Genomic DNA, 14,496 nt, shown 5'->3' on the forward strand with positions numbered 1-14,496 from the left:
CGATACGGGGAATCGTCCAAGAGGCGTGTCTCGCGGGAGATCGCCTTTGGCCCATCAGATGGGTCAAAATCTATTTCCCTTGGTATAAGGCCAAGGCGTTTGTCCGTAAAACCGAAAATGCAAGTCGGAATAAGCTTGCGAAAGCGCAACGAAGGGCGGAGCTGAAATCCTCCAATCGCTGCTGCGCTCAAGCCGGGAGAGGGACGCTAAGCGGCGGCGGAGGTCCTCCGCCGCCGTCCGCATTTTCCCTTAATCCACCACGGCCCCTTCCTCGTCCTTCGCCATGTGCTTCATCCGGGCTTTCAGAATCCGGCCGAAAACGATGGGCAGCACGAAGCCGATGACGGCAAGCGACCAGAGGCCGATGGAGAGCGGGCTGTCGATCAGGGTCCACCAGTTGCCGTTGTCGATGGTGATCGCCCGGCGCAGGTTGTTTTCCATGGCGTTGCCGAGCAGCGTGCCGAGGATGATCGGAACCAGCGGCACGTCCAGCTTGCGCAGCACCCAGCCGGCCACGCCGAAGCCGATCATCACCAGGAGATCGAAGGACGATCCCGAGATGCCGTAAATGCCGACGAAGCTGACCATGGCGACGATCGGCATCAGGATGCGCGGCGGGATCAGGAGCACGCGGGTGAACAGGCCGATCATCGGAATGTTCATGGCAAGCAGCATGAAGTTGGCGATGAAGAGCGCCGCGATCAGGCCCCAGACCACGTCCGGCTGCTGGGTGAAGAGCAGCGGGCCCGGGGTGATGTTCAAGGCAAGCAGAACGGCAAGCAGTACAGCGGTGGTGCCTGAACCCGGAACGCCAAGCGCCAGCATCGGCACCAGGGCGCCACCCGCGGCCGCGTTGTTGCCCGCCTCGGGGGCGGCGACACCGCGCGGATCTCCGGTGCCGAAGGTGCCGTCCTTGTCGACCAGGCGCTTTTCCATCGTGTAGGAAATGAACGAGCCGAGGGAGGCACCGGCGCCGGGAAGCACGCCGGCGACAAAACCGAGGAAGCTGGTGCGCAGCATGGTCGGGGTGCAGGATTTCAGAAGCGACAGCGACGGCATCATCCGCCCGACGGAAACCTTGTGACCGCTGGCGTCCGACGCGCCGTGGCGGTGTTCCAGGAACAGGAACACCTCGGAAAGCGCGAACAGGCCGACAATGGCGACCAGGAAGTCGATGCCGTCGTAAAGATGGACCTCGCCGAAGGTAAAGCGCGGCACGCCGGTCTGTGTGTCTACGCCGACGGTCGCGAGCCCGATGCCGAGAGCCGCTGCGAAGGCGGTCTTGGCCTGGTTGGTCGAGGCGATGCCACCGAGGGTGGCGAAGGCAAGCGTGAAGAGGGCGAAATATTCCGCCGGACCGAACAGAAGCGCGATCTTGACGAGCTGCGGCGCCAGCAGGATCAGGCCCCAGGTCGCCAGAAAGGCGCCGACGAAGGAGGCGACGCCGGAGAGGGCAAGCGCTTCGCCCGCACGGCCGTTCTTCGCCATGGGATAACCGTCGAGGCAGGTCATCATGGCCGGTTCGTCGCCCGGGATGTTCAAGAGGATCGACGAGATGCGGCCGCCGTACATGGCGCCGTAATAGACGGAGGTCAAAAGGATCAGTGATGGCGTTGCGCCGAGCCCGAGGGTAAAGGCGAGCGGGATCAGGATCGCGACGCCATTGGAGGGGCCGAGACCGGGCAGGGCGCCCATCATGGTGCCGAGAAAACAGCCGAGCAGCGCCAGCAGAAGATTTTGCCAGGTGAGCGCGATTGCGAAGCCGTCGGCCAGAGAAGACAGGGTTTCCATGGAAGCGCTCCGTTAAAAGCCCAGGGGGCCCTTGGCCAGGGACAGGCCGAGGACGAGGTGAAACACGGCGTAGATGCCCGCCGATGTCGCGCAGCCGGACACTACGGAGGAGATCGGAGCCGAGCCGAGACGCCAGGTCAGATAGGTGGCGGCGAGCGCCGTTGCGATCAGGAAGCCAAGCTCCGGCAGCAGGATCGCGTAGAGGATCATGACGGCGATGGCCGTGCCAACCTCCAGGAAGCGCATGAACGATGGCCAGTGCGGGGCCGCGTCCGGTTTGGCGATGATGGCCAGCGACGCCAGTCCGAGGACGGTCGCGATGATCAGGGGAAAGGCTTTCGGACCGACGGCGTCGGACAGGAAGCTTTCTTCAATGGTGAGAGCGGCCCAGGCATATCCGAGTGCGAGGAGAAGCCCGACCAGCCCAAAGATGCGGTCGCTCATGATGTCTTTCCTTCAAGCGGTCCTGCCGGAGACGGCAGCCGCAGGAAACAGGTGGTTCGGTGACGGTACCTTGCGGATGCCGCCCGGATTTTCGGCGCGCCACACCGCCTCTCTCCCGCCGGGGAAAGTCTCTTGCCGGCCCTGAAGCATGGGCGGCAGATGCCGGGTTCGAAGCCGTTCTTTTAAGGCTACGCACCTCGAAAAGAGGGAGGTATGTGGGGCTATCAGCCTTGAAAAGGAGGGAGGGGCACAGGAAGCACAGACCCGTGCCCCTCCTGAAGAGATCGATGGGGCTGTTTTATTTAATGATACCGATCTCTTTGGAGATGTCCTGGATCTGCTGGACGGAAGCCGCCACGAACTGCTGGAACTCCTCGCCCTGAAGGTCGAGCGGAGCCAGGCCGTTGGCGGCCATGACGCCTTTCCATTCCTCGCTTGCGTAAAGCTCGGAGATCTTCGCGACCCAGGCATTGTAGGCGTCGTCGGACATGTTGCCCGGAGCGTAGAAACCGCGCCAGTTCGCACCGATGGCGTCCACACCCTGTTCCTTCGCCGTCGGGAAGTCGGCGAATTCGCCCGGCAGGCGGTCCGGTGCCAGAACCGCGATCACCTTGATGTCACCGCTGTCGACGAAGCCCTTGGCTTCGGAGATGTCGCCGGTGAAGGCCTGAACGGAGCCGGCCAGGAGCTGGGTGACGGCTTCGCCGCCGCCATCGAAGGCGATGTATTTCACCGAACGCACATCGCCAATGCCATAGGCATTGGCCGCGATCAGGACCTTGAGGTGATCCCAGCCGCCAACCGCGGATCCGCCGGCGACCGAAACGGAGCTCGGGTCGGCCTTGATCTGGTCGAGCAGCTCGGGAAGCGTGTTGACCGGGCTGTCGGCGGCGACCGCGATCACGCCGTAGTCCGCGCCGATCGAGGCGAGCCAGCGGACCTGATCCATGGTGTTGCCCGGATAGGCGCCCTGGGCCAGACGGGTCGCGGTGGCGGACGAGGCTGCCACGATAAGGTCGTTGTCGTCGCCGCGCTTGTTGACGACTTCGGCGAATGCCACGCCGCCGCCGCCGCCGGCCAGGTTGACCACCTGCATGGTCTTGTCGAGAAGTTTGAGATCCTGAAGGGATTTGCCCACCTGACGGCAGGTGAAGTCCCATCCGCCGCCCGGGTTCGCGGGCGCGATGCATTCCGGATTTTCCGGCTGGAAGTCGGCGGCGCTGACGCCGAGAGCGGACGCGCCAAGGAATGCGGCCGCCAGAAGAAGGCGGGACGGTGTGAATGCCATGAATTTTCCTCCACTAGAACCGGCCTGGCCGGCCGGTGAATTTTTGCTCCGCGCTCGGTCTTTGTTCAAACGCGGATGTTCACACACTAGCGCCGAACCCTGTCGTTAACCTGTCACCCAGATAGACGGATGTTCAATCGGTTCTGAAGCGGAAGAGCATCGTGCATTCTTTCGGACGAACGATGCTCTTGCGTCAGATTACTTGCGTGCAGCGTAAAGGCCGGGCAAGACAGGTCGCCGGGAGCTCCGGCAACAAGCAAAGCCGAGGTTTCATTTGCGGCGGGAAGTTAACCTCTTTCGGTCTAGACGCGTGAAAACTTCGGTTTCGTCTTCCCGGACACAGCAGAGCGGAGATCGGGGGTCGGAAGGGGCCCGCTTTCTCAATGTGGTATTGTTTGATAAATCAGATGCTTGTGGCTCTCCGATCCCGGCTCGGCGCTGACACCGGGCCGGAATGACGACCGATATGCGTTGCCTGTGACCTCATCGTTCAGGTTATGTAGAGGTCTCCAATGGGAGAGCGCTTTCCGAAACGGATCGTCCTTCGCTCTAGAAGGACAGGGGGAGGAGTACCGATTTTTGCGCCTGTTGCTCGTTGAAGACACTTTCGACATGGCGGAAGCGATCGTGATCCGGCTGGAGCGCTCTGGCATCGCCTGCGATCTGGCAAGGACGCTGGCGCAGGCCCGCGAGACCCTGAATGTCCAGCGCTACGACGTGATCGTCCTCGATATCAATCTGCCGGACGGGCTCGGCACGGAACTCCTGAAAGAGATGCGCGCGCGCGGAGACCGCACGCCGGTTCTGGTGCTGACGGCTGAGTTCTCCGTGGACGACAGGGTGTCGACCCTGAATTCCGGTGCCGACGACTATCTGGTCAAACCGTTCGACCAGCGGGAACTGGAGGCGCGTATCCGGGCGCTGTTCCGGCGGGAGCAGGGCGACAAGGCGGAGGAGATCGTGCTTGGCAATCTGACGTTCAATCCGTCCGCCCGCGTCGTGCGTCTCGACGACAGTCCGATCAATCTGACCCGGCGCGAATTCTCGCTGTTTGAACTTCTGGTCCGCAACCGGGGCAGGACGGTGAGCAAGGAACGCCTGTTCGAAGGCATTTTCAGCTTTCAGGACACGGATGTCAGCATGAATGCCCTTGAACTCTATATCGCTCGCCTGCGGAAGAAGCTCGGGGGATCGTCGATCCGGATCGAAACCCAGAGAGGGCTTGGCTACAAGCTGGAAGTCGATGCCTGAGTTTTTCCGCAGGCTGGCGAACACCTCGCTGACGGCCCGCGTCGCGCTGGGTATTGCGCTGCTTCTGGTCATGGGAGGGGTCTTCGTTTCCATCGCGGCCTTTGCCTACGGACGGGAAGCGGCCCGCAGCGCCTACGACCGGCTGCTGCTTGGAGCGGCGAACGACATCGCTTCGGCGATCGCGGTTCAAGACGGCGCACCGGTGATCGAGCTGCCGGTCTCCGCGTTCGAACTGCTGGCCTTCGCGCCGGACGACCGGATCGGCTACCGGTTGATCGGTCCGGGCGGGAAAACCCTGACAGGCTACGACGAGATCGTGCTGCCTGCCGGGCGGAGGGAAATCGGGGACGGGTTTTTCGACGGCACGTTCTTCGGCGAGCCAGCCCGCTTTGCCGTCGTGTCCCGGCGGTTCGCCGAGCGGACGCTGAACGGCACCGTCAAGGTGGTGGTCGGGCAAACGCTGCTTGCCCGCAACGAAATGGCTTTGGACATCACGCGCAAGGCGCTTTACGTGCTGGTCGCCTCCGGTTTTGCGATGGTGCTGCTGGCGGCAATCGTCGTCCGCTCGGTGCTTAGGCCGCTTGAAAGCATCGCCGGCGGTCTGTCCATGCGCGATCCCCACGACCTGACGCCGATCGACACCAGCGTGCCGAAGGAAACCACCGTCATGATCAGCGCTCTCAACGGGTTCATGGCGCGGCTCGACCGGCAGATGAATTCCATGCGCCACCTGATCTCCGATACAGCCCATCAGCTCAGAACCCCGGTTGCCGCCTTGCGGGCGCAGGCGGATCTCTTTTCCGATGAGACGGATCCCGCGCGGAAGGACCAGATCGCAGGACGCATCCGGACCCGCTCGGAAAGCCTCGGCCGGCTTCTCGACCAGATGCTGAGCCAGGCCCTTGTCATCCACCGGGGCGAAAGCGTCCGCCGGGAAAAAGTGGACCTGCGCGACATTGCGCTCGACGTTTTCGAGGAGGGGGATCACGCCGTGCTGACCCCGGAAGTGGAGGTGTCGCTCGATCTCGGCGAGGAGCCCGTCATTGTTCTGGCAGACGGACCGTCGTTGAAGGAAGCGGTCAAGAACTTCCTGAGTAACGCCGTCACCCATGGCCGTTCACCGGTCCGGATCGGGGCGGCACTGAACGGCGGCAAGGCGGAGATTTTCGTGGAGGACGCCGGCAAAGGGCCGGATGAGGCGGTGATGGCGAAACTGGGCAGCCGGTTCGCAAGAGGAAGTGTGTCCCGTTCGTCAAGCGCCGGTCTGGGTCTCGCGATCGCTCATGCGGTGGGAGACGCGTTCGGTGGAAAGCTGGTTCTGCAAAAGGGGCCGGAGACCGGTTTCAAGGCCGCGCTTGTTTTTGAGCCGGCCGGGGAGGCCGCGACATGACCGGTGCCTCTATTCTGCGCGCGCTTGTGGCGGCCCTGGCGGTTGCGGTGCCCGTTTCCTGCTTCACCTCCACGGGTTGGGGGCAGGAGTTGGTCGAGGATTTCGGAGCCGAAGACGTGGACCGGGTCATGGTGCTGCGCTCGACCACCGACATTTCGGTTTTCGGGCCCGTGGTGGACGCATTCCTGCAGCTCCGGCCGGACCTGAAAATCCGCTACGAGCAGTGGGGTTCGAACGCGCTCTACCGGATATCGCGGCAGGACTGCCGGGATGCGTCGTCCGGGGCGGATGTGGTGATCAGCTCCGGCGTGCATCAGATGGTCCAGCTGGTCAACGAGCGCTGCGCCTCGCGCTACAGGTCCCGTTTGACGGAGCAACTGCCGGAGGCGCTCAGATGGCGCGACGAGCTTTGGGGGATCACACGCGAACCGGCTGTGATCGTCTATAACCGGGAGCTGGTTCCGGAAATCGATGTGCCGCGCACCCGCTTCGATCTGCTGGACCTGCTGCGCCCTTCCGGCACGCCCTATGCAAAGCGGGTCGCGACCTATGACATCGAAGAGTCGGGTCTCGGCTACCTGTTCGCCTTCGCCGATTTCCAGGAAGCCTCGACCTTCGGTGCGCTTCAGGAGTCCTTCGGACGTACCGAGGCGGTTTCCACCTGCTGTTCCGCGGATATCATCCGCGGCGTCGCGGAGGGACGTTACCTGATCGCCTATAATGTTCTGGGCTCCTACGCGCAGGCCTACCGGCAACAGGACGACCGGATCGGCATTGTGCTGCCCTCCGACTACACGCTGGTTCTGGCGCGCGCGCTGATGATCCCGATAGCGGCGCGCAACGAGGCGGCAGCCGATGCCTTTCTCGACTTCCTCCTGTCTTCGGAAGGAACGTTTGCGCTGCGCAAGGCCCTCCTGATCAGCCCCTTGCTGGAAGTCGAGGACGGCGGTGAAGCGGAAACGCTCAGTCCAACCGCGCTCAGGCCTATCGGCCTCTCGCCGTCTCTGATGGTCGCGCTCGATGCCATGACGCGCGAGACCTTTCTGAGGCGCTGGCGGGCGACCTTTCCGGGGCCTTGAGGGGCAGCAGAGTCAGCGGACACCCAGAAAGGGATAGGGGCCGGGGAAGGAGCCGACGGGGATCAGGTGGCTGAGGAAGCGTCCACCGCGCCATTCATGCAGCATCATGCCGCCAGGTTCGACGGTCAGGCTGTTTCCGGCGTCGCTTCGCTGGTCCAGCGTGACCGCATGCGACGTGCCCTGGCAGATCTGGCAGAACCGGCCGGCGAACAGCCCGGCGATGGAGCGGTGAACATGGCCGCAGATCAGGCGGATCTCGCCGGAATATCCGGCCAGCGCATCTTCAAGCTCGTTCGCGTTCCTCAGATTTTGGGCGTCCATCGCCTGAATGCCTGTGGCGAAAGGCGGGTGATGCAGGGCGATGATGACCGGCTTGCCGTTCAGTTCGACCAATTGTCCTGACAGCCAGGCGAGGGTGTCCGGCGCTAAGGTGCCGTAGGCTTGACCTTCTTCCAGGCTGTCGAGGCCGACGACGGCGAAGTCTTCGAAGTCGGTCTGCCAGTTCACGTCTCCCTGCCGGGACATCCACCCGGTTGTTTCAAAGGCCGACCGCATCGGGCCGCGCCGGTCGTGATTGCCAGGAACGGCCCTGAAGGGAAGTTCGAGATCCGCCATGATCTCGAGAAATCTGCCATATTCGGCATCGGAACCGTGCTCGGTCAGGTCGCCGGTCACGATCACAAGATCGATAGGACCAGCCTGCGCCCGCAGACGATTGATGGTGGCGACGGTTTCCGACAGAGCGGCGGCGGTGTCGACTTTGTCGTAGGCGAGGTCTCCGTGCGGGACGATATGGGTGTCGGAGATCTGAAGTATCTTGGTCATTTCGGTCCAGAGGGTTGGTCGGAGAGGTAAAGGAGATCGGAAGGGGAAATGCTCAGGCGGACCGTGTCGCCACTTTTCGGAGCGGTCTTGCCGGGATGGTGAGCCTGCAGAAGCGCTCCGTCTGAGAGAACGTCCCGGATAGCGAGGCGGTAATGGCCGCCGGAAAAGACGGCCGTTTCGACGACCCCTGCCAATGACCCTTCCGGATCGAGGCGGATGCTTTCCGCGCGGACATAGACCTCTTTGTTTGCTGAATTTTCGGCAAGCTCGAGCCGACCGCCCTTCAGTATCAGGGCGCCGTTGTCCCGTTCACCGGTCAGCGGAATGGCGTTGCCGATGAAGCGGGCAACGAAGGCGGAGGCCGGTGCATGATAGAGGTCTTCCGGAGCTCCGACCTGCTGAAGCTCTCCCTCCGACATGACGGCGATACGGTCGGCGATGGCAAGGGCTTCGGCCTGATCGTGGGTCACGAAAACCGCGGTGATCCTGAACTGGCGCAGCATGGCGGCGAGCTCGTCGCGCAAGCTGTCGCGCAAGGCCGCGTCGAGGGCGGAGAGCGGTTCGTCGAGCAGCAGGATTTTCGGCCGGGGCGCGACCGCACGGGCAAGCGCGACCCTTTGCTGCTGACCTCCGGACAGGGCCTGGACCGGCCTGTCCGCATAGTCGGCGAGACGGCATAGCTGAAGCACTTCGTCCACTCGCCGGTCCCGTTCGGCCTTCGGCACGTGTCGAACCTTAAGCCCGTAACCGACATTTGCGCGCACGCTCATGTTCGGGAAGAGTGCATAGGACTGGAACACCATTCCGACGTTGCGTCGCTCCACGGCAAGGCCGGTCACGTCGGTCTCGCCGAAAAAGACCCGGCTGCCGGCATCCGGCTGTTCCAGGCCGGCGATGATGCGCAGCAAGGTGGTCTTGCCGCAGCCGGAAGGGCCGAGCAGAGACAGGATCTCGCCCTCACCGACAGTAAGGTCGGTCGGGAGCAGGGCGCGCGTGCCGTCCGGAAAGGTCTTGGCGGTGTTTTTTACGGTCAGGGTCATTATTGCGCGATCCTTTGCGCTCTCGCCGTGGCCCATTGCATCGCCATCAGAAGCGGCACGATCATCACGAAGAAGATCAGCGTATAGGCGGAGGCGACTTCCAGACGCATGGAGGCGTAACTGTCGGCGAGGCCGACGGGCAGGGTCTTCAGATAGGGCGTGTGCAGCATCCAGGTGAGGTTGAATTCGCCGATGGACAGCGTCACGACGGTGAGCGCCCCGGCGAGAATGCCGGGCATGGCGTTTGGCACGATGATGGTCCAGAATCGGGTCGGCGCGGTTGCCCCGAGGGTGGCGGCGCTCTCTTCCAGGGTCTTGAAATCCATCGCCATCAGAACCGCGAGCACGGAGCGGACCATGAACGGCAGGGTGTAAAGCACATGGCCGACGAGAATGAAGGTCCAGGAGGTCCGGAAGCCGGTCACGGTGCCGTAGAGTTGCAGAAGCGCGAGCGCCAGCGCGAGGCCTGGAACCGCGAGCGGCAGGGAAATGAACTCTTCCAGCACCCGCGAAAGCCGGCCCGGGTTCCGGGCAAGGGCATAGGCAGCCGGCACGCCGATAACGAGCGTGACGACAAGACACGAAACGGCCAGCCAGAGCGACAGGAAGATGCTGTCCGCGTAGAGCTCCCAGACCCTTGTGATCCATTTCAGGGTCAGGCCGGAAGAGAGGCCGCGGAAATAGCTGACCGTCAGTCCCGCCAGGATCGACTGTATCGCGGGCACGATCAGAAAGGCCGCGGTCAGCAGGGTGACGGCAAGCTGCAGCCACCAGGAGAAGGACCGGTTCATCTCACCCTCCCGCGGCCACGGTGGTGCCGGTGAAGCTGCGCGCGGCAAGCAGCAGCACCCAGGTCACAAGTCCCAGCAGGACCGACAGCGCGGAGGCCATGGCGATGTTCGCCGACAGCGTGAACTCCGTGTAGATGACCATGGGCAGCACGTCGATGTTGGTGGCGAGCGTGAAGGCCGTTCCGAAGGCGCCCATGGCGGTGGCGAAGGCGATCGCACCCGCCGCGACAAGGGAGGGCGCGAGCCCCGGCAGGATGACGTCGACGACGACGCGCAGAGGCGAGGCCCCGAGCGTGCGGGCCGCTTCCTCAAGAGCCGGGTCGAGCTTTTCGACGGCTGCCATCACGGTCAGCAGAACACGGGGAATGGAGAAATAGAGATAGCCCAGGAAGAGGCCAGTCAGGGAATAGGCAAAGACAACGTGCCCCGGCAGAAGCTGGTTGAAGAGCCCCTGTCGGCCGCCGAGCAGAATGATCATGAAGCCGACGACGACGCCGGGAAAGGCGAGCGGCAGGGTCAGGATCGATAACAGCAGGCCGCGTCCGAAGAAGCGGTTGCGGGCCAGAAAGACGCCGGCCACGGTGGAGATCAGAAGAGCTGTCACACTGACGGCGAGCGACACCAGAACCGTGTTGACCAGGGTTTCCAGGTAACGGGGTTTCTGGAGGATCTGCAGATAGATTGCCCAGCCGGCCTCCGTTTCGACGGAGCCTTGCAGAAGACGCACCAGGGGCAGCGCCAGGAAAGCCAGGGTAAAGGCGGCCAGCGGCACCAGGCACGCGGCTACGAATGTTCTGCTGGTCATTGCTTTTGGGCTTTGAAAAAGGAGACCGGTGCGCGAGGGCGCACCGGTCCGGTTTTCGGGTGAGCTTACTTGACTTCGTTCAGGTAGCGCTCGCCGAAGCCGGCCTGGGCGCGTTCCATGTGCGCGTAGTCAACGGCGGCCGCGCGGGCGTAGTCACTGGCCGGCAGGAACTTGGCTGCGACTTCCTTCGGCAGTTCGACCGGGCGGGACGGCTGCAGGTAAGCGTTGGTCCAGATGGCCTGGCCCTTGTCGGACAGGATGAAGTCGAGCACCTTCTTGCCGGTTTCCTCATGCGGAGCACCCGCGACAAGGCTCATGACGTAGGGCACGCGCACGGAGCCTTCGCACGGCAGGACGAATTCGAAGTTGCCGTCTTCCTCGTATTTGCCGCGATAGGCGTTGAAGTCGTAGTCGAACAGGATCGGGATCTCGCCGGACACGACGCGGGCAAAGGAGGTCTGCTTCGGAACGATCGGATCGTTCTTGGCCAGGTCCTTGAAGTAGTCGATGGCCGGATCGAAGTTTTCAAGGTCGCCGCCGAAAGCGAGGTTCACGGCAACGGCGCCCGCATAGCCGACAAAGGCGGACGACGGATCGAGATAGCCGACCATGCCGCGGTATTCAGGCTTTTTCAGGTCCGCGAAGCACTGCGGCACCGGTGCGCCGCCGAGCGCGTCGACATTCACGAAGAGGCCGAGCGTGCCGTAGTGGACGGCGAACCATTTGCCTTCCGGATCCTTCAGGCCGTCCGGAATGTCGTCGAAGCCTTCCGGCTTGTAGGCCTGAACGATGCCCTCGTTGCCGGCCTTGATGCCGGTGGTCACACCGTAATAGGCGACGTCGGCGACCGGGGCGTCCTTTTCGGCCAGAAGCTGGCTCATGGTCTGGCCGGAGTTCTTGTTGTCGTGCGGCAGCTTGATGCCGAGGTTTTCGTTGATGGCTTCCAGCATGGAGGCCCAGTCGGCCCATTGCGGCGGGCAGTTGTAGCAGACGGCGTCCTCGGCTTTTGCCGGAAGAACGGCGGCCATTGTCACGGCCAATGCGATAAGTGTACGTTTCATGTCGGTGACTCCTGACGTGAACTCAAACGGTTAGGGGGTTGCTCGGAGGATGGCAGGGAAGTGGCAGCTTCTCTGCCATCGGTCCTTCCGGGATCGGGCGGTCCGAGACTGCCGCCTGGCCGGAAACGGAAAGTGGTGTCGGGCGCGGGCTGCCCGGGCACGGGCCGGCCGAGCAGCCGGGCCAGGACGGTCTGTACCGCGCCTTGGCCCATGGTCCTGGGATCGGTTTCGATGGTCGTCAGATGCGGGTCGACCATCAGGCCGGTCGAGATGCCGTCAAATCCGATCAGGGAGAGGTTTTCCGGAATGCGCCGGCCGAGCGCCCGCGCCGCCTTCATGGCCGCGAGCGCAAGAAAGTCGTTGGAAGCGAAGATTCCCGTCAGGCTTTTGTGTTCTGTCAGCAGCGTTCCGAGAAGGTCCAGGAGATTGCCGTCCTGTTCCTCGATCTCGAGAAGCAGGGGCTCGGCCATGCCATAGTCCCGGCAGGCCTCGACGAAGCCTTCGTAGCGCTCGCGCGACCTGTCGGACCGGTTAAAGCGCAGGGCGAGAAATCCCGTCTGGACATGGCCGTGACCGTGAAAGGCCCGTGCCGCCTCCCGGGCGGCGCTCCGGTTGTCGATTGCCCAGGACGGCAGGCCATGGACCGACCGGTTGTAGACCAGCGAACAGGGAACCTGTCTTTTGCCGATCAGCGCCAGGGCTTCGCTGTCTTCCGCATTGTTCACGGTCAGGACAAGGCCGTCGATCTTCTTGGCAATCAGGGTGCGTACGGCCTGAAGTTCCAGTTCCTCGTCATATTCGGAGCAGGCAAGGATGAGCTGGTAGCCTTCCCGGTGGGCCTCGTGCTGGGCGGCCTGGACGACCTCGGCAAAAATCGGATTGGCCAGAGAGGGCACGATGCAGCCGATGGTCTTGGTCGAGTTCGACTGAAGAGAGCGACCCAGCGCGCTGAACTCAAAGCCGAGTGCGTCGACGGCCGCCAGCACCTTTTCTCTGGTGTCCGCGCTCGCCGATCCGCTGCCGTTCAGAACCCGGCTGACGGTCGCGATGCCGCAGCCGGCCTGTTCGGCGACGTCCTTGATCGTGGGCGGGCGCTGTTTCAAAACCGGTGCTTTCCCTGAATTGGAAACGTTTCCAAAATGTCTTACAGGGGCGCGATGTCAGTTTGATGAAAGCGTCCGCGATTTCGATTATTTCATTGCCACCGGAAGCGTGAAGGTCCAGCTGCTGCGTCCGGCGGCGGCCGGGATCGGGGGGAAGGAAGCCCGCTGCACCGCCTTCAGAACGGCCTGATCGAAATTTTTCGAACCGGAGGACCGCGCGAGGCGCGTGCCTGATACCGACCCGTTTTTTCTGACTGTGAAGCGCACAACCGCATCCGTGCGGGCCTTCTTGCCGCCACGCGGCGCCCGCACGGTTCGCAGCAGCTTGCGATAGACTTTCGCCGGATAGTTGGTCACGTCCGAGTTTCCGGCCGTCTTGCCCTTGCCTTTGCGCTGAGAACCGCCTTTCTGGGCCGTGCGTCCCGATTTTCCTCCGCTTCCGGCCCGGCTTGCCTTTTCGGCTTTCTGTTGGTTCTTCCTGGGATTTTCCGCCTTGACGGATTTGCGCTCGGCGTTTTTTTTCACCTGCTTGGTCGCGTCCGGTTTCTGGCGAACAGGGGACGGCTTCTTTGGCGGCGTTGGAACAGGTTCCGTTTCGGCGGTTTCGGTCTCTGTCACGGCGACATCCGTCTCTTCGACCTCTATCGCTTCCACCTTTCGGGGGTCGGACGGCTGTACGGCTTTCGCCGGTGTTGGCGTGACAGGCTGCGCTTCGTCCGGTTCGGCTTGTTCCACCGGGGCGGCGGGAGGCGCCGGTTTGGCTGCCTCGCTCGAGCCGGGTGGAACTTTGGCGGATTGCGGAAGTGCTTCCGTCGTCTTGTCCGGCGTTTTTTCCGGCTGGCTTTCAATCGGGGGCAAGGTTTCGAGCGGCTCGACCCGGGGTGCCTGCATCATGGCCAGGGCGTTCGGCGTCATGTCCGGCAGACTGGCGCTCAACTGCGGTTCAGGCGTGGCGACGGCAGCCGCGGCAACGGGGGCAACGGCGGGCTGAGTCGCAGGCTGGACGGCCTCCACGACCGGTTTCGGCCGGGAAACCGGTTGCGTCGCGTCATCCCTTTCAACGGGTTCCGAAATCGCGGAACTGTCTATCGTGCCGGCCGCGACCGTGTTGAAGGGCGATTCACCGAGGACGGGATGCTGAACCTCGCCCGCGCCCTCGAATTCCATATCGGAGCGTTTTTTGTAGGTGAGAGCGACCGCAATGGCGAAATGGAGTGCAAGGGAGATTGCAAGTGCGGCGACGACCGGTTTGCGCAGCGACCTCATTCGCGCAGTATCCGCGTGACGACGACCACACGTTCGGCCCCGGCCTTGTACAGCGCGCTGACATGTTCCAGCAAACGGCCTGCCTCAAGGTCTTTGTCGGCGGCAAGTTTCACCAGCTGTCCCGCCTCGTCCCCGGCTTTCGAGTGCTCTGTCAGATAGGTCTCGGCCGTGATCGGCTCGTCCCGGTAATACAGCGCCCCATCGGCGCGCACGTAAAGGGCGTCCGGTGGAGGCATACGGTCCTCCGTTGCGGCTTCGGACAGTGTCACCTCACGATCCTGGGGCGGGGCGAGCTGCCCTGCGACAAGAAAGAAGATCAGCATCAGAAAAACAATATTGATCAGAGACACGGTCGACTCGAG

14 protein-coding genes are annotated in these 14,496 nt (G+C 63.2%); 3 read left to right on the plus strand and 11 right to left on the minus strand.

Annotation, left to right across the window (positions count from 1 at the left end):
• Positions 1 to 249: 249 nt before the first annotated feature.
• The 3 genes from JF539_RS16320 to JF539_RS16330 all read right to left on the minus strand — a co-directional run bounded on the left by JF539_RS16320 (position 250) and on the right by JF539_RS16330 (position 3,523).
• Positions 250 to 1,791, minus strand: coding sequence for a tripartite tricarboxylate transporter permease (locus JF539_RS16320; RefSeq protein WP_207141765.1), 1,542 nt, complete (start codon positions 1,789 to 1,791; stop codon positions 250 to 252).
• A 12-nt stretch (positions 1,792 to 1,803) separates the two neighbouring features.
• Positions 1,804 to 2,235 (minus strand): tripartite tricarboxylate transporter TctB family protein, encoded by a 432-nt coding sequence (locus tag JF539_RS16325; protein WP_207141766.1) that lies wholly within the window; start codon positions 2,233 to 2,235, stop codon positions 1,804 to 1,806.
• Between the two features lie 298 nt (positions 2,236 to 2,533).
• Complete coding sequence (locus JF539_RS16330; protein WP_207141767.1) at positions 2,534 to 3,523, minus strand: Bug family tripartite tricarboxylate transporter substrate binding protein; 990 nt, start codon at positions 3,521 to 3,523, stop codon at positions 2,534 to 2,536.
• Between the two features lie 579 nt (positions 3,524 to 4,102).
• Between JF539_RS16330 and JF539_RS16335 the strand changes: the two genes are divergently transcribed.
• Genes JF539_RS16335 through JF539_RS16345 form a run of 3 tightly spaced genes read left to right on the plus strand, consistent with a single transcriptional unit; the run spans position 4,103 to position 7,243 of the window.
• Positions 4,103 to 4,774 carry a response regulator transcription factor gene (locus tag JF539_RS16335; RefSeq protein ID WP_207141768.1) on the plus strand — a complete coding sequence of 224 codons (672 nt, stop codon included), beginning with the start codon at positions 4,103 to 4,105 and terminating at the stop codon, positions 4,772 to 4,774.
• Positions 4,767 to 6,164, plus strand: a complete 1,398-nt coding sequence (locus JF539_RS16340; protein WP_207141769.1) for a sensor histidine kinase N-terminal domain-containing protein — start codon at positions 4,767 to 4,769, stop codon at positions 6,162 to 6,164. The genes JF539_RS16335 and JF539_RS16340 overlap by 8 nt, the downstream gene beginning before the upstream one ends.
• On the plus strand, positions 6,161 to 7,243 hold the full coding sequence (locus JF539_RS16345; protein WP_207141770.1) for an ABC transporter substrate-binding protein: 1,083 nt from the start codon (positions 6,161 to 6,163) through the stop codon (positions 7,241 to 7,243). The genes JF539_RS16340 and JF539_RS16345 overlap by 4 nt, the downstream gene beginning before the upstream one ends.
• 12 nt (positions 7,244 to 7,255) lie before the next feature.
• Here the strand turns inward: JF539_RS16345 and JF539_RS16350 are convergent, their stop codons facing one another.
• The 8 genes from JF539_RS16350 to JF539_RS16385 form a co-directional block, all read right to left on the minus strand.
• A complete protein-coding gene (locus JF539_RS16350; protein WP_207141771.1) occupies positions 7,256 to 8,068 on the minus strand; it encodes a phosphodiesterase in 813 nt (270 codons plus the stop codon).
• Positions 8,065 to 9,108, minus strand: a complete 1,044-nt coding sequence (locus JF539_RS16355) for an ABC transporter ATP-binding protein (protein WP_207141772.1) — start codon at positions 9,106 to 9,108, stop codon at positions 8,065 to 8,067. The genes JF539_RS16350 and JF539_RS16355 overlap by 4 nt, the downstream gene beginning before the upstream one ends.
• Entirely contained in the window at positions 9,108 to 9,899 is a 792-nt protein-coding gene (locus JF539_RS16360) for an ABC transporter permease (protein ID WP_207141773.1), read from the minus strand. Before JF539_RS16360 ends, JF539_RS16355 begins: the two co-directional genes overlap by 1 nt.
• A gap of 1 nt (position 9,900) precedes the next feature.
• Positions 9,901 to 10,704 carry an ABC transporter permease gene (locus JF539_RS16365; RefSeq protein WP_207141774.1) on the minus strand — a complete coding sequence of 268 codons (804 nt, stop codon included), beginning with the start codon at positions 10,702 to 10,704 and terminating at the stop codon, positions 9,901 to 9,903.
• Positions 10,705 to 10,769: 65 nt separating this feature from the next.
• Complete coding sequence (locus JF539_RS16370; RefSeq protein ID WP_209017358.1) at positions 10,770 to 11,765, minus strand: ABC transporter substrate-binding protein; 996 nt, start codon at positions 11,763 to 11,765, stop codon at positions 10,770 to 10,772.
• A complete protein-coding gene (locus tag JF539_RS16375; protein ID WP_207141775.1) occupies positions 11,762 to 12,868 on the minus strand; it encodes a LacI family DNA-binding transcriptional regulator in 1,107 nt (368 codons plus the stop codon). Before JF539_RS16375 ends, JF539_RS16370 begins: the two co-directional genes overlap by 4 nt.
• A gap of 87 nt (positions 12,869 to 12,955) precedes the next feature.
• A complete protein-coding gene (locus JF539_RS16380) occupies positions 12,956 to 14,134 on the minus strand; it encodes an energy transducer TonB (RefSeq protein WP_207141776.1) in 1,179 nt (392 codons plus the stop codon).
• The gene (locus JF539_RS16385; protein WP_209017359.1) at positions 14,131 to 14,484 is read right to left on the minus strand and encodes an ExbD/TolR family protein; all 354 of its coding nucleotides are present in this window, start codon (positions 14,482 to 14,484) and stop codon (positions 14,131 to 14,133) included. The genes JF539_RS16380 and JF539_RS16385 overlap by 4 nt, the downstream gene beginning before the upstream one ends.
• Positions 14,485 to 14,496 lie beyond the last annotated feature (12 nt).

The organism is Roseibium aggregatum, from assembly GCF_017309185.1.
In the GTDB taxonomy this organism is placed as follows: domain Bacteria; phylum Pseudomonadota; class Alphaproteobacteria; order Rhizobiales; family Stappiaceae; genus Roseibium; species Roseibium aggregatum_B.

Bases quoted from the DNA above. Each gene is read 5' to 3' on its own strand.
- JF539_RS16345 (WP_207141770.1), top strand. From the start codon at position 6,161: ATGACCGGTGCCTCTATTCTGCGCGCGCTTGTGGCGGCCCTGGCGGTT.
- JF539_RS16355 (WP_207141772.1), bottom strand. From the start codon at position 9,108: ATGACCCTGACCGTAAAAAACACCGCCAAGACCTTTCCGGACGGCACG.
- JF539_RS16380 (WP_207141776.1), bottom strand. From the start codon at position 14,134: ATGAGGTCGCTGCGCAAACCGGTCGTCGCCGCACTTGCAATCTCCCTT.
- JF539_RS16365 (WP_207141774.1), bottom strand. From the start codon at position 10,704: ATGACCAGCAGAACATTCGTAGCCGCGTGCCTGGTGCCGCTGGCCGCC.
- JF539_RS16370 (WP_209017358.1), bottom strand. From the start codon at position 11,765: ATGAAACGTACACTTATCGCATTGGCCGTGACAATGGCCGCCGTTCTT.
- JF539_RS16325 (WP_207141766.1), bottom strand. From the start codon at position 2,235: ATGAGCGACCGCATCTTTGGGCTGGTCGGGCTTCTCCTCGCACTCGGA.
- JF539_RS16340 (WP_207141769.1), top strand. From the start codon at position 4,767: ATGCCTGAGTTTTTCCGCAGGCTGGCGAACACCTCGCTGACGGCCCGC.
- JF539_RS16350 (WP_207141771.1), bottom strand. From the start codon at position 8,068: ATGACCAAGATACTTCAGATCTCCGACACCCATATCGTCCCGCACGGA.
- JF539_RS16360 (WP_207141773.1), bottom strand. From the start codon at position 9,899: ATGAACCGGTCCTTCTCCTGGTGGCTGCAGCTTGCCGTCACCCTGCTG.
- JF539_RS16330 (WP_207141767.1), bottom strand. From the start codon at position 3,523: ATGGCATTCACACCGTCCCGCCTTCTTCTGGCGGCCGCATTCCTTGGC.
- JF539_RS16320 (WP_207141765.1), bottom strand. From the start codon at position 1,791: ATGGAAACCCTGTCTTCTCTGGCCGACGGCTTCGCAATCGCGCTCACC.